Origin of the sequence: Rhizobium pisi (genome assembly GCF_003938655.1) — a bacterium.
GTDB lineage: Bacteria > Pseudomonadota > Alphaproteobacteria > Rhizobiales > Rhizobiaceae > Rhizobium > Rhizobium pisi.
Map to the genome: position 1 here is coordinate 95,651 of NZ_RJJT01000002.1, position 20,229 is coordinate 115,879.

Consider the following 20,229-nt stretch of genomic DNA (forward strand, 5'->3'; position numbering starts at 1 on the left):
ATAGAGCAATGAAAACCTTGCCTTTGGTGATGGCAATCATACTGTACCAATATGCCGGCGCGCTCGCCCAGCAGCCCGGTTCCCAGCAACCTGCCTCGATGTATCAGGGGCAGATGGACAGGCTCGACGTCAATTCCAGCAAAACGGTCGATCGTTCCGAATATGAAGCCTTCATGGGTACGGCTTTTGTCAGTCTCGACAAGAACAAGGATGGGAATCTGAAAGCCGATGAGACGGTGCAGATCCTGACCGTCGAGCAATTCACCCTGACGGACGCCAACCACGACGGCCGCATCACCAAGAGCGAGTTCATGCAACGGGTGATGGCGGATTTCGCAACGGCGGACCGGGATCGAAACGGCAATCTTCAATAGAAGGAAAACCCGGGGACGTCTTGAACTGACCCCGAAGATTGATGTCCAATTTTCTGGGGCCAGTTCAATTTGGCTGGGTTTTTATTCTCGATCTGTCCGCGCTATACTCTTCGCATCAGGCGCATGACGATCGAAACGACGAAGAGCACCAGGAAAATGAAGAACAGAACCTGGGCAATGGAAGCTGAAGCCCCTGCGATGCCGCCAAATCCGAGGACGCCGGCAATCAAGGCCACAACGAGAAATACCAGAGCGTAGTATAGCATCGCGATCTCCTTTTACGTTGCTGCGGTAATAACGGAGACCGCCCGCTTTGGTTCCCTCACGGCCGGAGCTGTCGCAGCGGCTTTGTTCAGCCGAAATGAAAGACGCCGCTGTACATCCGGTCGCCTTCATTCGGCTCGGGAGGCTCGGCTGCATCGAGATAGGCCTTGAGCGGACCAGTCAGCACGAACCAGACGCTCGCCCCCAGCATGAAGGAGGTTCCGACCGGATCGTCGATGCGGGCGACGAAGGGAAGGCAAGCGGCTGCAAACAGCACGATGATCCGCACGGACCACTCCGCATCGCGTTTGGTGACCGCGCGCGCTCTCAGCGATTTGTATTCCCGGGCGCCGTAGACATTTTTCCCCGCCCTCACCACCGAAAGCAGTTTGCGTGCGGAAGGCAGTGCCAGCATGATCAGGGCGATGACGCTGAGCGCGAAAGGCTTGCCGGCCATGACCTGTCCGCTGGCAATCAGGAGAAGGGAGAGCACGGCAAGATTCCACGTCGGCTCCAGCAGCTCCGGCGGCTGGCGCGTGCGGATGTGCCAGCTCCGCAGCAAGCCTGCCGCGCCGTTCAATAACGGCTGATCGATGTAACGATTGATCCAGTCCATGCAGATGCCCCGCCCCGATTGTCTGAGGAGGGTCCCGAACACCACGGAATTGGGTCATCATCGTGGCAAGCGGCCGCAATATCGACCGAAGCCGGCCCTTCGCCGATACGAATCAGCTGCGGTTAGCCCAACTCCTGCGCAACTTCCCAGACATGGCCCGAGGGATCGGCAAAGGCCGCCGTGCGGCGCCCCCATGGGCGATCGACCGGGCCGTTGAGCAGCTTTACCCCAAGCTTGCGCAGTTCGGCGCAGACCGCATCGACGTCATCGACCTTGATCGTCAGCAGAACGCGCACGCCGGAAGCGGGCGCTGCCACCGCCGATGGCTCGACCAGTTGAGGCGCTTGCGTGGCCTCCAGCAGATTGACCATCACCCCCGCGAATTTCAGGACGGAGCTGACCGCATCCTGATAGACGGCCTCGCAGGCAAAGACCTTTTGATAGAATGACTTCGCATCGTCGATATTATCGACGAACAACGTGATGACCTCGATCCCGTTCAGCTGCATGGGCAATTCTCCTCCGTTGCTCCAACCGTTCGACCGATATCGCGATCGGTCTCTGCTGGTCGGTTCGACCCTGACGGTTTCGACATGCCGCTTCAAAAAAACAGCCGTCAGCTCCGCAGGCCAGGCGCCTCGTGGCCGGTTCGCGCTACATACTCGGTGTAGCCGCCGCCATACTGGTGGATGCCCTCGGGCGTCAGCTCCAGCACGCGGTTGGAGAGTGCGGCCAGGAAATGTCGGTCGTGCGAGACGAAGAGCATGGTGCCCTCATATTGCGACAGCGCCTTGATGAGCATCTCCTTGGTGTCGAGGTCGAGATGGTTTGTCGGCTCGTCGAGCACCAGCAGGTTCGGCGGATCGAACAGCATCATTGCCATGACCAGCCGGGCCTTCTCGCCGCCGGACAGCACTCGGCACCTTTTCTCGACATCGTCGCCGGAAAAGCCGAAACATCCGGCCAGTGCGCGCAGAGGCCCCTGCCCCGCCTGGGGAAAGCGGTCTTCCAGCGATTGGAAGATGGTGCGCTCGCCGTCGAGAATATCCATGGCGTGCTGGGCGAAGTAACCCATCTTGACGCTGGCCCCGAGAGCGACATTGCCCTGGTCGGGCGCGGTAGTGCCTGTCACGAGCTTCAGCAGCGTCGACTTGCCGGCGCCGTTGATTCCCATGATGCACCAGCGCTCCCTGCGCCGCACCATGAAATCGAGCCCCTCATAGATGCTTCGGCTGCCGTATTTCTTGTGGACGTTCTTCAGACTGACCACATCCTCGCCCGAGCGCGGGGCCGGCTGAAACTCGAAAGCGACCGACTGACGGCGTTTGGGCGGCTCCACCCGATCAATCTTCTCCAGCTTCTTCACGCGGCTCTGCACCTGCGAGGCATGCGAGGCGCGCGCCTTGAAACGCTCGATGAACTTGATTTCCTTGGCGAGCATTGCCTGTTGGCGCTCGAACTGGGCCTGTTGCTGCTTTTCGTTCTGCGCCCGCTGCTGCTCGTAAAACTCGTAGTCACCGGAATAGGTCGTGAGCGCGCCGCCGTCGATCTCGAGGATCTTGTTGACGATGCGGTTCATGAACTCGCGATCGTGCGACGTCATCAGCAGCGCGCCCTCATAACCCTTCAGGAACTCTTCGAGCCAGATCAGGCTTTCGAGATCCAAATGGTTGCTCGGTTCGTCGAGCAGCATGACGTCGGGGCGCATGAGCAGGATGCGGGCGAGAGCCACGCGCATCTTCCAGCCGCCCGACAGCGCACCGACATCGCCGTCCATCATCTCCTGGCTGAAGCTCAAACCGGCGAGCACTTCGCGGGCGCGGCCATCGAGCGCATAGCCGTCCAGCTCTTCGTAACGCGCCTGCACCTCGCCGTAGCGCTCGATGATCTCCTCCATGTCGCCGGCCCTTTCGGGGTCGGCCATGGCGGCCTCGAGTTCCCGCAGCTCGGCGGCGACGATGCTGACGGGGCCGGCGCCGTTCATCACCTCGGCAACGGCGCTGTGGCCAGCCATCTCGCCGACATCCTGGTTGAAGTAGCCGATGGTGACGCCCTTCTCGCAGGAGACTTGGCCTTCGTCGGGCTGCTCTTCGCCGTTGATCATCCGGAAGATCGTCGTCTTGCCGGCGCCGTTCGGACCGACGAGACCGATCTTCTCGCCTCTGTTGAGCGCTGCCGAGGCCTCGATGAAGAGGATGCGATGGCTGAGCTGTTTGCTGATATTTTCGATACGAATCATGATGCGTGCGCGGGCCTGGGAAGAAATTTTGGCGCCCTTATGCCACGCGAGGCAGCGGCAGGATAGCCCGTTTTCCGTCCCGAAAAGCGTGCGCGGTTTTCGGGACGCGATAAGGCCGTGCTTCTTGATTTCGATCCGGATTGGATAATATCGTGGCTTACGCCAAAGGGAATCCCTGCCAATGAGCGTTCGTCCGCCGCAGTCCTTCAGATCATCCCAGCAGGATAAAAACGGTTTCAATGTCCTCGAATACGAGCTGATGTCGGAACGCGCCGATTCACTTGGCCGTCACGGGCTGAAGGTCGAAGCGGCCCTCGCCGCCCTGAAATCCTGGTCTGCCGACCGACAGAGCGCCGAAGAGCGTGAGAGGCTTCTCAATGATGCCTCCGACGCCGTCTGGGCGTTCTTCATCCAGCGGGAGATCTGCGGCTTGCGCAACAACCGTGACGCCATCCAGCGCTACGGCATTCCGAACGAAGTGATTGCGAGATTGGGCGCGGTACGAAAGTAACGGCTGACGCGCATCTTTCACCTACCGATAGAAATCGCGGTGCCGGCAGCTATGCTTGGTGCCGAACCAATGCGAAAGGGAATTGCGATGCCAAGTTCAATCCGGATCGGAAATCAGGATCTCACCAGCGACGTCTCTTCCCTCGGCGCCGAGATGCAGACGCTCGACACCAGCGACGGACGCTCCTGGCTTTGGACGGGCGACGCCGCTTTCTGGACCGGGCGCTCGCCGATCCTGTTTCCGATCGTCGGCAAGGCCCCCGACGACAAGATCGCGATCGACGGCACTGTCTATCCGATGGCCCAGCATGGTTTTGCCCGCCGGAGCGAATTTACACTCGCGGCTTCCACCGCGACGATGTGCCGATACGAGCTGACCGCCTCCGAGGCCACCCGGGCGGTCTATCCGTTCGATTTCCTGCTCGCCGTGGAGCATGCGGTGGAAGGCCGCGCGCTGACCGTCAGCGCTGAGGTGACCAACCGCGATCAAAAGACGATGCCCTTCGGGCTCGGCTTTCACTCGGCCTTCGCCTGGCCGCTGCCCGGTGCTTCCGGACGCGCCCACAGCATCACGCTCGACAATCAGGGCGAGCCCGAGCTCGTGCGGCTGGCGGGCGGCCTTATCAACCCCGCAGCGCTGCCCTCGCCGTTTCATGCTGGCCGGCTGGTGCTGGATCACGTGATGTTCGAGCAGGACGCGATGATCTTCCCCAAGGGTTCCGGCGGAGGGTTGCGCTATGGCGCCGAAGGCGGGCCGAGCCTGCGGTTCCGCTTCGAAAACCTGCCCAACCTTGCTCTCTGGACCAAGCCGGGGGCGCCCTTCCTCTGCGTCGAGCCGTGGCATGGGACCGCTGCACAAGCCGGGGCTTCGAGCGAGCTGTCGGAGCGGCCCTCGACCACGCTGCTCGCGCCGGGTGCGGTGGCGCGCTTCGCCTTCACTGTCGAGATCGGGCAATAGGCTTTCACGGGTGAAGCCCTCCTTCGCATGACGTGCAAAGGGGGGCTTTTCTTCAGAGGGTTCTTCCTGCGGCGTCTACCGGCCTTCAATGGGCGCCCGCACCGCCGCCGGCCTGCGGCTTTTTGGTGAGAAGCAGGGCAATCGCCGCCAATGCAAGCACCACGCCGATGACGGCGAAAGTGTCGCTGAAGCCCAGGATCAATGCCTGACGCTTGACGATCTGACCCATCGCGACGATTGCCTTTTGCGATGCGACAGCCGGATCGGTGACCCCGTGCTGGATGAAGTAGCCGGTAAGCTTGGCCAGGCGATCGCGAACTTCGTCACGGGTCAGCGTGATCGACTGGCCGATGATATTCGAGTGGAACTGCTCTCGCTTCGTCAGGATGGTGCCGAGCGACGCCGTACCGACCGCGCCGCCGAGATTGCGCAGCATATTGGTGAGGCCCGAGGCGGCGGCGGCATCGGCAGGAGCAATGCCGGCCGTGGTAATAGCTGTGATCGGCGTCAGCACCAGGGCCTGACCAATGGCACGCACGATGTTCGGGATCCAGAACTGGTCGCCGGCATTGTCAGCCGAAAGCGTGATGTTCATGAAGCAGCTGATCGCGAAGATCGAGATGCCGAGGAAGCCGATATGGCGGGCATCGAAACGCTTCATCAGAACCGGCACGAGCGGGATGAGCAAAAGCTGTGGCAAGCCGGTCCAGGCAAGCACGTTGCCGATCTGCTCGGCATTATAGCGCTGCACCTGGCCGAGATATTGCGGCAGGATATAGACCGTGCCGAAGAGGGCGACGCCGACCAGGACGTTGACCAGCACGCCGATGCCGAAATTGCGCTGTGTCAACAGGCGCAGCTTGACCAGCGGCTTCTTGACCGTCAATTCGATCCAGATGAAGGCGGCCAGAAAGACGAAGGCGACGATGCTGAGCTTGATGATGAAAGGCGAGGAGAACCAGTCGTCCTTGTTGCCTTCTTCCAGCACGGTCTGCAGTGCCGAGAGGCCGATCGCCATGGTGATGATGCCGGCCCAGTCGCCTTCCCTCAGAAGCTGAAGCTGCATCGGCTGCTTTTCCAGCGTCAGGGCGAGAGCCGCCGCCATGATGAGGCTCGGGATCGTGTTGATGAAGAAGATCGTCTGCCAGCCGTAATTCTCGGTCAGGTAGCCGCCGATCGTCGGGCCGATCGCCGGAGCGAAGGTGACCGACAGCGCAAAGATGGCAAGACCAAGCGGCTGCTGGTTCTTCGGCAGCTTGGTCAGCACCATGGTGAAGGCCATGGGAATCAGCACGCCGCCGGCAAAGCCCTGCAGGCCGCGCAGCAGGATCATCGTGCCGAGATCATGCGCGAAGGCACAGGCCATCGAAAAGAGCGGGAACAGGATGGAATTGACGAGGATATAACGGCGGAACGAGAAAACGTTGCTGAAATAAGCCGTCAGCGGAATGACGACGATCTCGCCGATCAGATAGGACGTCGAAATCCAAGCGCCGTTGTCGACACCCGTTCCGATGCCGCCCTCGATATCGAGGAGGGAGGCGTTGGTGATCTGGATGTTGAGGATCGCCATGAAGGCGCCGATCATGCCGGCGAGAACGGCGATCCAGTCTCTGGTGCTGGCCCCTACCCTTGGCTGCGGAACGGCGATGGCTGTTGCTGCGATTGTGGACATGACACGAACTCCTCATCCCCCGCCTAACTGCGGTCGTTCTTGGTGTCGATGCTCGGCTGGACGGACATGCCGGGGCGCAGATCGCCATTTGCGGCGGCGTCGCCGTCAAGTACGATCCTGACCGGAATGCGCTGGACGACCTTGGTGAAGTTGCCGGTGGCGTTATCGGGCGGCAGCAGCGCGAATTCCTGGCCGCTGGCGGGCGCAAGGCTGTCGACATGGCCGCGATAGACGCGGCCTGGGAACATATCGACTTCGATATCGACAGGCTGGCCAGCATGCACGTCGGTCAGCTGCGTCTCCTTGTAGTTGGCGACGATATAGGCAGCCGCCGTCGGCACAACAGCCATCAGCTGGGTGCCGGCCTGGACATATTGACCGACACGCAGCGTGCGGTTGCCGACCGTACCGTCGACGGGCGCAACGATCGTCGCATAGGAAAGGTTGAGCTCGGCCTGACGGGCAACGGCCTGATCACGGGCAAGTGTCGCCTTGGCCTGAGCAAGCTCGGCCTTCAAAAGATCGACCTGCTTGGTTGCGGCGTCGAGGGCAGCCGTGTCGCGCACGATTGTTGCCTGGGCGGCAGCGATGGCGGAAGCGGCCTGCTGTGCCGTCTGAACCGGCGCATAACCGTTGGTGGCAAGGTTGGTGTAACGCTTGTTGTTTTGCTCGGCGAAGGTCTCATTGGCCTTATCGACATCGAGCGTCGCGCGGGCGGCAGCGATGGTGGACTGCTGGATATCGAGCGAATCCTGCTTGGCATTGATGATGGCTTCGGCCGCGGCGACATCCGCCTTTGCCTGATCGAGCGCGGCGCGGAAATCGCGGTCGTCAATGCGGGCAAGGGGTTGACCCGCCTTGACCGTCTCGTTGTCCATCACAAGGACCTCGGCAAGATAACCCGAGACCTTCGGCGCGACCGTCGTGCTGTCGGCCTTTACGTAGGCATCGTCGGTCGAGATGTGGAAGCGGCCGACCGTCCAGTAATCGTGGCCGTAATAGGCGCCGGCGGCGATCAGCACGACGGCCGTAGCGCCGAGCAGCAATCCGCGACCGCGGCGCTTGCGAGCCGGAGGCTCCGAAACAACGGCAGGCTCGACAACGCGCGGTGCGTTGCCGGCCTCAAGGGTTGAGGGCGCGGCTTCCGCCGTCGTTTCCGTGGCAGGTGCGTTGTTATTCAGGGCTTGCAGCGTCTTAATCGACATCGTCTCTCTCCAGGTAGTGGAGGTCGCTGTCGCTATCGGCCGCGGCCTTCGAACAAAGTGAAATGCAAATTGGAAACTTGCTGTTTTCCAAAATATGTACTAGAAAATAGAAGTCAACAAGAATTTGGAAAATTGTCATGGTCCAAAATCACGAAATCGAGAAGAGGTCGCGAGGCCGACCCCAGGTCCGCTGCGACGACGATACGAAAAGCGTGATCATCGAGGCGGCCAACCGGCAATTCCACGACAACGGCTATGCCGCAGCAAGCATCGCTGCAATCGCCCAGGAAGCGGGTGTTTCGACCAAGACGCTCTACCGCCTGTTCCCGACGAAGGCCGATCTCTTTGCCGAGATGATCACGGAGCGGACGGGACGCTTCCTCACGGCGCTCGACCCCGGCACACTCGCCGCGGCGGATCTCAGGCAGGGGCTGGAGCGCATGCTGATGGCCTATGGCATGCTGACGCTCTCGCTGGATACGATCACCGTCACCCGCCTCGTCATCAGTGAGTCCGACCGGTTTCCGGAGATCGCCAATAGCTTCTATGAAAAGGCGATCGTCAGAACCAACAGGCTGATGGAGGATTGGCTTCGCAAGCAGATCGACCGTGGGCTGATTGCGCTCGACGATCCGCATGCGGCCTGCGGCATGCTGCGCGGCATGATGATCATGGAGCCCCAGCGCGCGGCGATGCTGCGCCAGGAAGCGCCGCCGAAGATCGATGCGATCGCGGCGCGGGCAAAAATGTGCGCCGATCTTTTCTTGAAAGGTTGTGCGCTCTGATGCAGCGCCCGGGCTCCAGAGCACGATGATCTGCTTACGGGCGACCCGCCAGCTGGGGCACGGGAAGAAGCTGCTCCGCAGCAGCCAGATCGTGCCGGACACAATCTCGCGGTCGGATAGCCGCAAGCCGTACCGTATCCGACACCTGCCGCCAATGCCGGCTTCCTTTTGCTGCGCTCGGACGGCCTGTGCGGGACGCGACTCCTATCCGCGCCTGCGCAACGATCGCTTTCAAAAGCGCACAGATATTACGTGATGCTACAGGCGCCACTAAGACCCACCTGCTAGTATTCCGGCTCCGAAAGCCTCCTCCTGAGCGATTGCTGGATGTGTGAATGGCAAAGCGTAGCGTGGCTCTTTTTCTTCTTCTGACGAGTTGCGGACATCCGAGCGGCGTGATGACGCCGGTTTCAATTTCATCGTCGACGCCGCCGACATCAAGGGTCGACATGCTGGTTGCGACCACCCGCGAGCCTTCGGGAAACCCGGCCACACTCTTCAACGGCGAGCGCAGTTCAAAGCCACATCTGACCCAGATCTCTGTTTCAATCCCGGCGAAGCGCGAAGCCGGCACGGTTCAGTGGCCTAAACGCCTTCCCCCCGATCCTGCCACCGACTTTGCCGTAACGAACGTTCAGCAGATCGACACCATCGCGCAAGGCCGCGTCTGGTTCCGGCAGCACGTGAACGGCGGGCACGCACTCGTCTTCATTCATGGCTTCAACAACACCTATGAGGATTCTGTCTTCCGGCTGGCGCAGATCGTGCACGACAGCAAGATGCAGGCGACGCCCCTCCTGTTCACCTGGCCGTCGCGAGCGGAAATCGTCGCCTACGAGTACGACAAGGAAAGTACGAACTATTCGCGCACGGCGCTGGAGCAGGCGCTTCGCACGTTGGCGGCCGATCCCAACGTCAAGGACATCACCGTCATGGCCCACTCGATGGGAACCTGGCTTGCCATGGAATCCCTGCGGCAGATGGGAATACGCGACGGCCACGTCAATTCGAAAATCCACAATGTTATCCTGGCCTCTCCCGACATCGACATTCAGGTCTTCGCCAAACAATTTGTGGAGATGGGCGAGCCGCGTCCGAAATTCACGATCTTTGTCTCCCAGGATGACAAGGCTCTCGCATTCTCCAGCTTCCTCACCGGGCGCGTATCCCGTCTGGGCGCGATCAATCCTGCTGAAGAGCCCTACACCTCGAAATTGGAAAAGGCCGGCATCACCGCCATCGACCTGACGAAGGTGAAGACCAACGACAAGCTCAATCACGGCAAATTTGCGGAAAGTCCCGAGATTGTCCAACTCATCGGCCAGCGCCTTATGACCGGCCAGACCCTTACCGATTCCAAGGTCACACTGGGTCAGGGCATTACGGCTGTCATCGGCGGAACGGCGGCAAATATCGGCACCGTAGCTGCCACCGCCGTCGCGGCGCCGGTTGCGATCATCGAGCAGCCCGTCACGCGGACGAGACCGCCACGATCCGCCAACGAGACGCTCGACGGCGACCTGAAACAACAGCCGCTGACGCAGTGAGGAGTTTCAGGTTGAAATGGCTTTTTTCCTTCACCGCCGTTTTTCTCTTCGCGCTGAGTGCTTTGGCGCAAACGCCGCCGGTGAGCCCTCAGCAGAAGATCGACGAACTCGTGCGCCTGCTGCAGGATCCCGAGGTGAAGGCCTGGCTTGACAGCCGCAAGCAGGAGAGCGGGTCCGTGCCATCCGTTTCACCGGCCGGCAATTCGGCCTTGGCCAGGTGGGAGGCCGGCGCGCGGGAGCGTGTGAACGCGATTCTGGCGGCGATCCCGGCGATCCCCACTGAGGTGTCGGCGGCGGCAACAAGAGCAAGGCGCGAGGCCGCCGGCAGAGGCTATGCGCCCGCATTCGTCATATTCGGCGGCCTGGTCGCCTTTGGTCTTGCCGCCGAGGCGGTGTATCGCAGGTTTGCCGCGCGTCGCGAGACATTGTTCGGTCGGCTTATCCCAATCGGCATATTCGCCGGCGCGATGGGCATCGTCTTTTTCGCGGTCGAATGGCCGCCGCTCGCGCGGGTGACGCTCCTTGCCTATCTCTCGGCGTTCATTCTGTTTCGATTGGCGGCGGCACTCCTGTCCGCGGCGGCGATGCGCTCGTCGCTGCGGATCAGGCTCTTGATCCTGTTCGGGCTCATCAGTTTTGCGATGGCGACAGCAGCCGTCGGCGAGCCGCTTGGCGTTTCCCCTGAAGTCAGCGACGCCATCAGCTACTGCTTCTCCGTGATTGGACTGCTTCTTGCCATCGAGGCCGTGTGGTCGATCTGGGAAGGAAGCCGCGCCCGGAAAGCGGCGATAACGGCCTTCCTCGTCGTCCTGTGGTTCGTCTGGTGCCTCAATATGAAGGGCCTGTTCTGGATCGGCATCTACGCGCTGGTATTGCCGGCGGTCCTGAATGCCGTCGGCCGCATGGCACTATCCCTCGCCAGCGATCCGGGCAGCCTGCGCGGTATCCTGGTCGCCCGCGGCGCGCGCGCCGCGGTTATCGCGCTCGCCGTGGGATGGCTGGCGCTCGTCTGGCATCTCAATCCGGATACGTTGGGTCAACGCGACCCGATGATCGCCGCTCTGTTTTACGGCGGCCTGAAGAGCGTCCTGATTCTCGTGGTCGCCGACCTTCTTTGGCAAGTGGCGCGGAACTGGATCGACCGAACTCTGCGCGTATCGACCAGCACGACATCACTTGCACCGGCCGACGCCGCCCGACGCGCGCGGTTTCGGACGCTTCTCCCTATCCTTCGCAATGCATTGGCCGTCGCTGTCGCGGTCATGGCGGGGTTGATCGTGCTCGCGCAAATGGGTGTGCAGATCGGACCGCTGATTGCGGGAGCGGGCATCTTCGGAGTCGCCATCGGTTTCGGCTCGCAGACTTTGGTCAAGGACGTCATCAACGGTGTCTTCTACATGCTCGACGACGCCTTCCGAGTGGGTGAATACATCCAGGCCAAGGACTACAAGGGGACGGTGGAGAGCTTCAGCCTCCGTTCGGTGCGTCTGCGCCATCATCGCGGCCCGGTGTTCACGGTGCCGTTCAGCGAGTTGGGTGCCGTCGAGAACATGAGCCGGGACTGGGTGATCGACAAGTTCAGGATCACCGTCGGGTTCGATACCGACATAGAAAAGGCGCGCAAGCTGACCAAGAAGGTCGGAGCCGATCTGATGGAAGATCCGGAACTCGGCCAGCACTTCATCGAGCCGCTGAAAATGAAGGGCGTCGAGCAGTTCGGCGACTACGGCATCGTGTTGAGCTTCGCCATGACCACGGTTCCGGGCATGCAGACCTATATCCGTCGTAAGGCCTATGCCAAAATTCGGGAGGTGTTCCTGGCAAACGGCATCGCATTCGCGCAGCCAACGGTGCAAGTCGGAGGCGACGACAAGGGCGGCGGCGGCGCGGCGGCCGCTCAAGCGATCCTTGCGCAGCAGGCGGCAAACGCGGCGACGCCGGCAAAGTGATCTGGCTGGCGAAGGCAGATTAAAGGCGCTAAGGTTTCAGATCATAGGCCTGCTGCGACGCACGAAGCTCCACCAGCGTCTTGCCGACACAGCTGCCCCCGCCAGCGCCGCCGATTGCCTTTGCCTTTCCATCGAGCGTGATCGTGCCGGCGATCCGGTCGGATGCGACATAGGTCGCCACGCCGTCGTGCGAGACACGCGATATGTAAAAGGCATGGTAGGTTTCGTTGTACTTGCAATGGATGACCAACGGAAACTGAGAGAAGGGATCGTCCTCAGCCTGGACGGCGTGCAGTTGAAAAACTGGCACCAGAGTCAGGGCGGCGACCAGGCTGGCAAGAACCCTTTTGGTCAACGCGATCGATTTTCGGCGGGTCATGGTTCAATCCCTCTATCGTGACCTGCAGCGCCGCGTGTGTCGTCAGACACGCAAAGGACGCTGTCACACTCTGCATTGCTAAATCGTCAGGGCGACGAGCGCATCGCGATCGAGAAGCCGAACAATCCGTTGTGATTTGCCGGCAAGACGAAGGATGCGTTTTTCCCGGAGCTTGGTAAAAGAGCGGGCAACTGTTTCCACCGTCAGCCCGAGATAGTCGGCAATATCGCTGCGAGACATCATCATATCGAATTCCGGATCCTCGGGATGGCGGTCGGCCATCTCCTGAACGAAGGCTGCAAGGCGCTTCAAGGCGCTTTGCTCGCTGATGATGAGTTGTTTGCATTGCGCCTTCGCCAGGTTCGTCAGGGCAATGCGCAAAAGATCGATTGGGACGGCTGCGTCCTGATTGGTGCGAAACGGCCTTACGCGCGATTCGCAGATGGCTTCTGCAAAATCGGTTCGGACATTCCCGTTTTCGAGCCCGAACCATTCGCCCTTGCTGCAGAAGGATAGGATATGCCGCTGGCCGTTCGACGTCAGGCGGTAAATCCGCACGGCGCCTGCTTCGACCTGGTAGATGGCAAGGGCGTATTCCCCTTCGCTGTAGATCGTTTCGTCGGCGCTGAGTTTGATCGATTGATCTTTGGCTGTCGCGGAAACCGTTCCATGGTGGTGGCCGGGAACCGTTGTGTATTTTCCGATCGCGTGATCCTGGAGCATGTGCGTCGTCCCCCATCCGCGTCCAGCATAAGCAATCGTTGCGTGCTTCGGTATTCGAGATACCCCTTACGTATTGCTACGGAAGCACTCGATCGCCGGCGGGTGTATAATGCTCTCACCCCTTGAGAGTGATACGGCGGTATCGCGGGAGGTCTAGATGGCACCGGAAGAGGGAGGGGACAGCCAGGCACGTCAAGACACCGAAAGCGTTCGCGCGCAGCTTGATCGTATACTCGCAAGTCCGGAATTTCTCGCGCCTGAACGCGGGCGCCGCTTCCTGCAATATATTGTGGAAGAGACGCTTGAAGGGCACGCCGGACAGCTCAAGGCCTTTACGATTGCACAGGCGGTGTTCGGCCGTGATGCCTCCTTCGATGCGCAGAACGATCCGGTTGTCCGTATCGAAGCGGGGCGCATCCGTCGCGCCCTTGAACGATACTATCTCGTCTGCGGAAGCAGTGACCCGATCCAAATCACCATTCCCAAAGGGGGCTATGCTCCGCATTTTTCGAGCGATGAAGACACCTCGACCGTCGAGGCCCCCGATACGCCAATTCAGGAGAACAAGCGCAGCCATCCCGGGCATGAGCGACCGATTCGATATCGCGATCTTCTCCTGCCGATCGGCATTCCCGCCCTCTTCGGCACAATGGCGGTACTCGCCCTCATCCGTCCGCTCGAATTCTACCTCTCACCGCCGGAAACGCCGCCGGCTGCCGCCTCGACGTTGAAGAGCAAAACCAGGATCGTTGTCGAACCCTTCGCGGCCCTCGGCGGCACTGCGCGCGGCGCAGATTTTGCCAAGGGGCTGGCCGATCAACTGATCGCCAAGCTCATGAAAGTGGACAACCTTGTCGTGCTTGCCCCCGATCGACCCAGCATGGAGTCGACCGGCTCGCTGTTCAGTCTGCAGGGAAGCACCCTTGTCGAGGGCACGGTTCTTCATCTGCATGTCCGCCTGATCAACGGCGCCGACGGCGCGGTCGTCTGGGCAAATCAATATGATCGCGCGCTGCGCGATCAAACCATTCTCGATGTCGAGGACGAAATTGCCGCTCAAATCATTATGGAAATTTCAAGCGACCACAAACTGGGCGGCGCAGGCCCGATTCCGTAGCCGCATCGCAAGCGATCGCGCTTCAGATCGCCGGCGGGACTGTCCATCCGGGATCGTTCGCGCCGTTATCCTCCCGATGGCAGGTCAACGGCCACCCCTGCGGCGCGCAGGCCCGCAAAGAACCTTTCCTGATCCGCCGGGCGCTGCAGGCGCAGCGAAATCTCCTGGCGGATGTTCGTCATCAATGCCGGCGCGTGGGACTGGAGCCAATTCTGCTCCAACTTGGCCTCGTCCATCTTCCCCGCGGCTCCGAGAATAGACAGCAAGGCAAGGTGACGCATGGGGTTGCAGTCGAGATCTGATATTCGCGACCATTGTTCCGCCGCTTCGATATCGCCCCTCATAAAGGCGCACATCGCCATGCCCGCCTCGTAATAGCCACGGGGGCCGGCATTTTTGTCAAGCGCCATCGATATCAACTCGCAGCCCGATTGCCATTTTCCCGACATCGCCAATCGTAAGCCGTACTCGCCAGCAACTTCCACATCGTCGGGATCTGCGGCATAGGCTGCCGTCCCGGCCGCCAGTGCCTTGTCGATATCTCCCCGGAAGAAGTTCACCAGCATAACGGCGCGAAGCACGCGGGGATTATCCGGCGCCAGCGATGCCGCTCGCTGTGCCGAAGCCGTTGCCAATTCGAGGGGCTCGGCCGAAGAGGGTGTGCCGAGCTTGTAGCGAAATCTAATTTCGTCAAGATAAACCAGAGACAAGAGCGCCCATGACGTCGCATCATCCGGGGTGCGCCGGAGTGCCTGTTGCAGGCACTCGCGCACTGCACCATGGCTTTGGACAGTCATCGCCTGGAGATAGCTATAATAGGCCGGAATACAGGCATGGGAATCCTGGTCTGCTTTCTGCGCCGGCTGCGCGATCATGGCTGTTTCGGCTTGAAAGATCGCGCCATGGGGCCGCGCTACCGCGCCGGTGATTTGCCGAGCAACGTTTGATTGAATCCAGAGCTTATTCTGAGCGCGAAGATCGGCATCGAAATTATTGGCCCAGATGACGGCCCCGTCCGCCCGACGCACCAGCCTGGCAACGGAGCGCAACCGGCTTCCGTCCGTCTGGACGTTGCCCTGAAGCGCGTAGTCGGCAGCAGTGGCACGATCACCCATCGGCGGATCGGCGACCACGACGATGTCATCGAGCTGGGCAAGCTGACCGATAAGATCGTCCCTCAGGCCGCGGGCGATATCCGAACTGGAATCGACGGAACTGCTCTCTGCAAAAACCTCGACAGCAACCGTCGGAAGGGAGGCTTTCGGCGGCAGCGGCCTGATCCGGGCACCTCCCGCCACAAGAAATGCCGATGCAAGGGCGAGAAGAAGAAGGATGGCCAGCAGACCGGTTCCGAGATGACGAGCGATCGGGGCCGGAGGGCTCGTCGCCTGAGGCGAATGACCTTGATCCTCGAATTCTTCGATCCGCGGATTTTCCGGGTCTTTTTCGGGCCGAACCGGCACCGACGCATCGCGGGTGTATTCGAAATGCGGCACATATCCGCCTTTCGGCACCGTAATAATCACGTCGTCCGCCTGGCCGGCGACGAGATAATAACGTTCGAGGGCCTTTCGTATTCGGCCTGCCTCGATCCTGACGACCGGATCATTCTGCGGGTCGAATGACGCTTCCCGACCAAAAACCATATTTGCGATGGTAAATGCCTTCAGGAAGCCTGATCGACCAGCGAGCGTCTCGCTGACGACAAATTCCAAAAAATTTCGCCCGCGCTTCGGCGCGTGAAACTCTTCACTTGCGAGAATTCGCTCGACTTGCCGGCAGATTTCCTCAGCCGTCGGTCCAAGACTGCTGAATACATCGATCTTTGTTGCGTTTCTCATGATCGCCCCTACGACTGATCACGCAATTATTTAAGCATCTTCTAAAGCATCATATCTCAGAGGCTTCCAGTTGCAAGCATCGCTTTTCAAATTATCGGGCGTAGGCTGGCCAGGGACTAGCCGGTAAGGTCCGCCCGGTTTCGGTCGACAGCTCGACCGCGTCGATGGCGATGGCCATGCGCATGAGCTCTGCAAGATTGCGAGCTCCCATTTTGGCCATGACGTTGGCGCGATGGACCTCCACCGTGCGCGAGCTGATGCCGAGATGATAGGCGATCATCTTGTTCTGCAAACCATCGAGCACGCCGTTCAGAACCTGATGTTCGCGGTCCGTGAGTTGACGAACTCGTGCCGCGACGCTTTCGGAATCGGCGATTGCGCTGCCTGGCCGCCTTTGTCCCATTGCCAGATTGATCGCCGCGATCAATGCTTCCTCCCTGAGGGGCTTTTCCAGGAAATCCGACGCTCCCGCCTTCATTGCCTGAACGGCTGCAGCGATATCGCCCTGGCCGGTAATGACGATCGCCGGAACGTCTGCGCTGAACCGGTGCAGACGGTGAAGCAATTCGATGCCGTTGACATCGGGCATGCGCAGATCCGTCACCAGGCAGTTTCTACCCGAAAGAGGCAGAATATCCAGGAATGCCTTTGCGCAGCTGTGCGCTCGCACGGCAAAACCTGCCGATACCAGCAAGAATGTCAAAGATCGTCTCAATACCTCCTCGTCATCGACGAGATGGATCGTAAGGTCGTTCGTCATCGATTTCGGTCTCCATCAGCGGAAGCGAGAACGAGAAGACTGAACCATTCTCTGTTCTTCTACGCGCACTTATGCGGCCTCCATGCGCCTCGATAATGCGCTTGGACAACGCCAAGCCCATACCAAGGCCATGCGGCTTGCCGGTCACGAAGGGACGAAACAACGACTCTTCCATCTCGGCTGCAATTCCGCAGCCATTGTCGGACACGTCAACAACGACATGCGAGGAATTGTCTACAGTTGTCCGGATCGCAATCGAGGGCTGCTCCACACACTCGGTCGCCTCCAGGGCGTTGCGAACGAGGTTCGTGAGCACCTGCACGATCTGAACGCGGTTTCCAAGGACAGTGTTCTGCGATGCTTCGAGCCGAAAGTCGGTGCGAAGGTCTTTTCGCCGCGCCCCGATGAGCGCGAGCCTTGTCGCCCTATGGATCAGCTCGTGCATCGCCTCCGGTTTCCTCTCGGAAGCGCCACGCTCTACGAATTCTCTGACGTTCTGGACGATACTTCCTGCCCAGAGCGCCTGCTGCGTAATTTCCAGCAGCGCTTCGCGAAGCTGTTCACCGCGCCGGCGACGATTGCCCATGACAAGGCGCCCGCACCCCTCGGAATAGGCTGCGATAGACGACAGTGGCTGGGAAAGTTCATGGGCAAGTGTAGACGCCATCTCGCCCAGTTCAGTCATTCTTGCAAGGCGGGCAATCTCATGCTGCAGCTCCTGAACTTGCTGCAAAGTCTCGCGTTCGGTTCGAAAGTCCTCAAAAATCGCCGCAGTGAAGACGCCTTTTTCATCATGCTTCCTGATAATGGTAAGGGCGGTCGGAAATTGAACTCCGCTCTTGGTGATCGCCAGACCAGCACGCACCGCCCCGTGGTCTGCCCAGCGCCCATTCAATTGAACATTCGGTGTCGCATGCCAGATGAAGCCGATCTTTCGGCCCATCAATTCGCGCTCTTCATAACCGAACATGGCGACCGCAGCCTTGTTGCAGGCTGAAATTCTATGGCGGTCATCGATAAAAAACACCGCGTCCGGCATGTGTTCGTGGAGTTGCCGGATCCAGTCCATCCGCAGCCCACCATTTCCTTCGCGCAAAGCGCACGCCGGCTCGTGAGACACCGCCTGCGGCGTTTCGGATGGGACTTGTCCTGCCACGACTGCGACGGCGGAACCGGCTTCGGCGACGACACGCGGCGCCTCCATCTTGATGGACATGATGGTCTCCTCCGTCCCTTGAGAAGTCTTGGCCCACGGACCGTCTTTTGTCCTCCAGAATGACTGCACAATACCACCGTTGGGCGGCTAATCCGTGTAGTATCGCGTAGCCTCTATTGGTCTTCCCTAGCGAACCTTTCGGCGCAAACCCATGGCGGGCGTTGATCCGGCTCAATGCCTCTGCCTCATTGTTCCACTATGGTGAGAAACAAAGGGCAAGTGGCCGTTTAAGGGAGCTAAAAGATTGAGACGCCCCCGTCACCCGTGGACGGGGGAGCCGCAAGGAATATCGGCGACCGATTGATGGCCATAGCTCGTCGGATCTATTTCCGCAGACAAGACCCACAAGTTCCGGCTGATCGCCGGACAGGCGAAACATGCCGGATAGACGAGTGGCGTGCCGGAATGACCACCTCATGTCCGGTTGACCTGGTGGATCGTCGGGAGGGTTTGGTGATGTGGCGATTGCCAGTCGAAGCTCCGTTCGAACAGGATATAGAGCTCGCCGTCATCGACGACGAAGGCGTCCATGCCCTGGTTTTCCCGTGCCAGCGTCTACCCGATGGCTGGATCAATGCGGTGACCGGCGACACGCTCGACATTCATCCTACCCATTGGCGCCTATGGCAAATCCATCGACGCGATGGTTCAGGTCTTCAATGAACTCCCGCCCATGGCTGGCGGAAGGGCAGCAACATACTGCTCCGTGGATTGTCTGCGATCAATGACACGACCGATCTGGCCGAAATAGTCTGGTTTTCGAAGAACGGCCGGCGCGGCCGCGATCCGGAAAGCTGGAAGGAGGACCACATGCGTGGTTTCGGGGTTCACTCGGAGATCGGGAAATTGAGAACCGTCATGGTTTGCAGGCCGTCTCTGGCTCATCAGCGCCTGACGCCTGCCAACTGCCATGATCTGCTTTTTGACGATGTCCTATGGGTACATGAGGCTCAGAAAGATCACTTTGATTTTGTGCTGAAGATGCAGGAACGGGGCGTTGAAGTTCTCGAGCTCCACGACTTGCTTGGCCAGGCGCTTGCCAACAAACAGGCGCGCGATTTCATATTGGACCGGCGCATCACCCCGAATGTGCTCGGCTCGCAGATCGCCGAGGCGATGCGACCGTGGCTTGACGAAATGCCGCCCGCGCAGCTTGCCGCATTCATGATCGGCGGCATTGCAATCTCCGACCTGCCTGAGGTCAAGGCGAAGTCGCTGATGCTCAGCGCCTTGCCGGAAACGGATTTCGTCATCCCGCCGATTCCGAACACGCTATTCCAGCGCGACCCCTCTTGCTGGATTTACGGCGGCGTGACCTGCAACCCGATGTTCTGGCCGGCAAGACGCGCGGAAACGCTGATCCAGCGTGCGATCTACAAGTTTCATCCAATCTTCCTCGGCGGCGATTTCCAGATCTGGTGGGGCGATTCAGACCATCAGTTCGCCAATGCGTCGATGGAGGGAGGCGACGTCATGCCGATCGGCAACGGCACGGTCCTAATCGGCATGGGCGAGCGTACGACCTATCAGGCCGTCGGCCAGGTCGCGCAGGCGCTATTCAGGAACAAGGCCGCAAAGAGGGTGATCGGCTGCCTGATGCCGAAGAGCCGTGCGGCAATGCATCTGGACACCGTTTTCAGCTTTTGCGATCGCGATGTCGTCACGCTGTTTGCCGAGGTCGTCGATCAGATCCGCTGCTACAGCATGTATCCGAAAGACGACGACGGCACATTCGAGATCCATCCCGAAAGCCAGCCGATGCTCGATGTCGTCGCCGAAGCACTCGATCTGCCGCTATTACGTACGGTCGAAACAGGCGGCAATTCCTATCAGGCCGAACGCGAGCAATGGGACGACGGCAACAATGTCGTCGCGCTCGAGCCCGGCGTCGTCGTCGCCTACGACCGCAACACCTACACGAATACGCTGCTGCGCAAGGCGGGGATCGAGGTCATCACCATTCGCGGCTCCGAACTCGGACGCGGCCGTGGTGGCGGACATTGCATGACATGCCCCATCTGGCGCGACCCTGCTTACTGACGTTTCCATCCACGAACCGGACCGACGGAGC

General features: G+C 60.3%; 18 protein-coding genes and 1 pseudogene. 8 read left to right on the forward strand and 11 right to left on the reverse strand.

Annotated features, from left to right (window positions below; translation table 11 throughout):
* Positions 1-8: 8 nt before the first annotated feature.
* The gene (locus EFD55_RS03100) at positions 9-374 is read left to right on the forward strand and encodes an EF-hand domain-containing protein (protein ID WP_125842887.1); all 366 of its coding nucleotides are present in this window, start codon (positions 9-11) and stop codon (positions 372-374) included.
* 101 nt (positions 375-475) lie between these two features.
* Here EFD55_RS03100 and EFD55_RS03105 read toward each other — a convergent pair whose 3' ends face one another.
* From EFD55_RS03105 to EFD55_RS03120, 4 genes and pseudogenes are all read right to left on the reverse strand, one after another.
* On the reverse strand, positions 476-640 hold the full coding sequence (locus EFD55_RS03105) for a DUF1328 domain-containing protein (protein WP_085739096.1): 165 nt from the start codon (positions 638-640) through the stop codon (positions 476-478).
* A gap of 86 nt (positions 641-726) precedes the next feature.
* A pseudogene (locus EFD55_RS03110) lies at positions 727-1,315 on the reverse strand (hypothetical protein).
* Positions 1,316-1,376: 61 nt separating this feature from the next.
* Positions 1,377-1,763, reverse strand: coding sequence for a VOC family protein (locus EFD55_RS03115; protein ID WP_125842891.1), 387 nt, complete (start codon positions 1,761-1,763; stop codon positions 1,377-1,379).
* A gap of 107 nt (positions 1,764-1,870) precedes the next feature.
* Complete coding sequence (locus EFD55_RS03120; RefSeq protein ID WP_125842893.1) at positions 1,871-3,493, reverse strand: ABC-F family ATP-binding cassette domain-containing protein; 1,623 nt, start codon at positions 3,491-3,493, stop codon at positions 1,871-1,873.
* A gap of 181 nt (positions 3,494-3,674) precedes the next feature.
* On the opposite strand from EFD55_RS03120, the gene EFD55_RS03125 reads away from it, so the two are divergent.
* Together EFD55_RS03125 and EFD55_RS03130 are read left to right on the forward strand one after the other, a co-directional pair.
* On the forward strand, positions 3,675-4,004 hold the full coding sequence (locus EFD55_RS03125) for a DUF6665 family protein (RefSeq protein WP_125842895.1): 330 nt from the start codon (positions 3,675-3,677) through the stop codon (positions 4,002-4,004).
* A gap of 87 nt (positions 4,005-4,091) precedes the next feature.
* On the forward strand, positions 4,092-4,961 hold the full coding sequence (locus EFD55_RS03130; RefSeq protein WP_183736656.1) for an aldose 1-epimerase family protein: 870 nt from the start codon (positions 4,092-4,094) through the stop codon (positions 4,959-4,961).
* 85 nt (positions 4,962-5,046) lie between these two features.
* Here the strand turns inward: EFD55_RS03130 and EFD55_RS03135 are convergent, their stop codons facing one another.
* A complete protein-coding gene (locus EFD55_RS03135) occupies positions 5,047-6,636 on the reverse strand; it encodes a DHA2 family efflux MFS transporter permease subunit (protein WP_125842899.1) in 1,590 nt (529 codons plus the stop codon).
* A gap of 23 nt (positions 6,637-6,659) precedes the next feature.
* Complete coding sequence (locus EFD55_RS03140; protein ID WP_125842901.1) at positions 6,660-7,841, reverse strand: HlyD family secretion protein; 1,182 nt, start codon at positions 7,839-7,841, stop codon at positions 6,660-6,662.
* A 137-nt stretch (positions 7,842-7,978) separates the two neighbouring features.
* Between EFD55_RS03140 and EFD55_RS03145 the strand changes: the two genes are divergently transcribed.
* The 3 genes from EFD55_RS03145 to EFD55_RS03155 all read left to right on the forward strand — a co-directional run bounded on the left by EFD55_RS03145 (position 7,979) and on the right by EFD55_RS03155 (position 12,122).
* The gene (locus EFD55_RS03145; protein WP_125842903.1) at positions 7,979-8,626 is read left to right on the forward strand and encodes a TetR/AcrR family transcriptional regulator; all 648 of its coding nucleotides are present in this window, start codon (positions 7,979-7,981) and stop codon (positions 8,624-8,626) included.
* A gap of 335 nt (positions 8,627-8,961) precedes the next feature.
* On the forward strand, positions 8,962-10,173 hold the full coding sequence (locus tag EFD55_RS03150; RefSeq protein ID WP_125842906.1) for an alpha/beta hydrolase: 1,212 nt from the start codon (positions 8,962-8,964) through the stop codon (positions 10,171-10,173).
* 11 nt (positions 10,174-10,184) lie between these two features.
* Entirely contained in the window at positions 10,185-12,122 is a 1,938-nt protein-coding gene (locus EFD55_RS03155) for a mechanosensitive ion channel family protein (RefSeq protein WP_125842908.1), read from the forward strand.
* Positions 12,123-12,150: 28 nt separating this feature from the next.
* On the opposite strand, the gene EFD55_RS03160 is transcribed toward EFD55_RS03155, so the two are convergent.
* Together EFD55_RS03160 and EFD55_RS03165 are read right to left on the reverse strand one after the other, a co-directional pair.
* Positions 12,151-12,501 (reverse strand): hypothetical protein, encoded by a 351-nt coding sequence (locus tag EFD55_RS03160; RefSeq protein ID WP_125842910.1) that lies wholly within the window; start codon positions 12,499-12,501, stop codon positions 12,151-12,153.
* A 78-nt stretch (positions 12,502-12,579) separates the two neighbouring features.
* On the reverse strand, positions 12,580-13,224 hold the full coding sequence (locus EFD55_RS03165) for a helix-turn-helix domain-containing protein (protein WP_125842912.1): 645 nt from the start codon (positions 13,222-13,224) through the stop codon (positions 12,580-12,582).
* 157 nt (positions 13,225-13,381) lie between these two features.
* Here EFD55_RS03165 and EFD55_RS03170 point away from each other — a divergent pair, with 157 nt between their 5' ends.
* Positions 13,382-14,341, forward strand: a complete 960-nt coding sequence (locus EFD55_RS03170; protein ID WP_125842914.1) for a hypothetical protein — start codon at positions 13,382-13,384, stop codon at positions 14,339-14,341.
* A gap of 65 nt (positions 14,342-14,406) precedes the next feature.
* On the opposite strand, the gene EFD55_RS03175 is transcribed toward EFD55_RS03170, so the two are convergent.
* From EFD55_RS03175 to EFD55_RS03185, 3 genes are all read right to left on the reverse strand, one after another.
* Complete coding sequence (locus tag EFD55_RS03175; RefSeq protein ID WP_125842916.1) at positions 14,407-16,182, reverse strand: hypothetical protein; 1,776 nt, start codon at positions 16,180-16,182, stop codon at positions 14,407-14,409.
* Positions 16,183-16,273: 91 nt separating this feature from the next.
* A complete protein-coding gene (locus tag EFD55_RS03180; RefSeq protein ID WP_125842918.1) occupies positions 16,274-16,942 on the reverse strand; it encodes a response regulator transcription factor in 669 nt (222 codons plus the stop codon).
* A complete protein-coding gene (locus EFD55_RS03185) occupies positions 16,908-18,158 on the reverse strand; it encodes a sensor histidine kinase (RefSeq protein WP_125842920.1) in 1,251 nt (416 codons plus the stop codon). Before EFD55_RS03185 ends, EFD55_RS03180 begins: the two co-directional genes overlap by 35 nt.
* A gap of 810 nt (positions 18,159-18,968) precedes the next feature.
* Between EFD55_RS03185 and arcA the strand changes: the two genes are divergently transcribed.
* A complete protein-coding gene (gene arcA / locus EFD55_RS03195; RefSeq protein WP_125842922.1) occupies positions 18,969-20,198 on the forward strand; it encodes an arginine deiminase in 1,230 nt (409 codons plus the stop codon).
* Positions 20,199-20,229 lie beyond the last annotated feature (31 nt).

Coding starts and splice junctions, on each gene's coding strand:
- EFD55_RS03100 (WP_125842887.1), top strand. CDS start 9: ATGAAAACCTTGCCTTTGGTGATGGCAATCATACTGTACCAATATGCC.
- EFD55_RS03105 (WP_085739096.1), bottom strand. CDS start 640: ATGCTATACTACGCTCTGGTATTTCTCGTTGTGGCCTTGATTGCCGGC.
- EFD55_RS03115 (WP_125842891.1), bottom strand. CDS start 1,763: ATGCAGCTGAACGGGATCGAGGTCATCACGTTGTTCGTCGATAATATC.
- EFD55_RS03120 (WP_125842893.1), bottom strand. CDS start 3,493: ATGATTCGTATCGAAAATATCAGCAAACAGCTCAGCCATCGCATCCTC.
- EFD55_RS03125 (WP_125842895.1), top strand. CDS start 3,675: ATGAGCGTTCGTCCGCCGCAGTCCTTCAGATCATCCCAGCAGGATAAA.
- EFD55_RS03130 (WP_183736656.1), top strand. CDS start 4,092: ATGCCAAGTTCAATCCGGATCGGAAATCAGGATCTCACCAGCGACGTC.
- EFD55_RS03135 (WP_125842899.1), bottom strand. CDS start 6,636: ATGTCCACAATCGCAGCAACAGCCATCGCCGTTCCGCAGCCAAGGGTA.
- EFD55_RS03140 (WP_125842901.1), bottom strand. CDS start 7,841: ATGTCGATTAAGACGCTGCAAGCCCTGAATAACAACGCACCTGCCACG.
- EFD55_RS03145 (WP_125842903.1), top strand. CDS start 7,979: ATGGTCCAAAATCACGAAATCGAGAAGAGGTCGCGAGGCCGACCCCAG.
- EFD55_RS03150 (WP_125842906.1), top strand. CDS start 8,962: ATGGCAAAGCGTAGCGTGGCTCTTTTTCTTCTTCTGACGAGTTGCGGA.
- EFD55_RS03160 (WP_125842910.1), bottom strand. CDS start 12,501: ATGACCCGCCGAAAATCGATCGCGTTGACCAAAAGGGTTCTTGCCAGC.
- EFD55_RS03165 (WP_125842912.1), bottom strand. CDS start 13,224: ATGCTCCAGGATCACGCGATCGGAAAATACACAACGGTTCCCGGCCAC.
- EFD55_RS03170 (WP_125842914.1), top strand. CDS start 13,382: ATGGCACCGGAAGAGGGAGGGGACAGCCAGGCACGTCAAGACACCGAA.
- EFD55_RS03175 (WP_125842916.1), bottom strand. CDS start 16,182: ATGAGAAACGCAACAAAGATCGATGTATTCAGCAGTCTTGGACCGACG.
- EFD55_RS03180 (WP_125842918.1), bottom strand. CDS start 16,942: ATGACGAACGACCTTACGATCCATCTCGTCGATGACGAGGAGGTATTG.
- EFD55_RS03185 (WP_125842920.1), bottom strand. CDS start 18,158: ATGTCCATCAAGATGGAGGCGCCGCGTGTCGTCGCCGAAGCCGGTTCC.
- arcA (WP_125842922.1), top strand. CDS start 18,969: ATGCGTGGTTTCGGGGTTCACTCGGAGATCGGGAAATTGAGAACCGTC.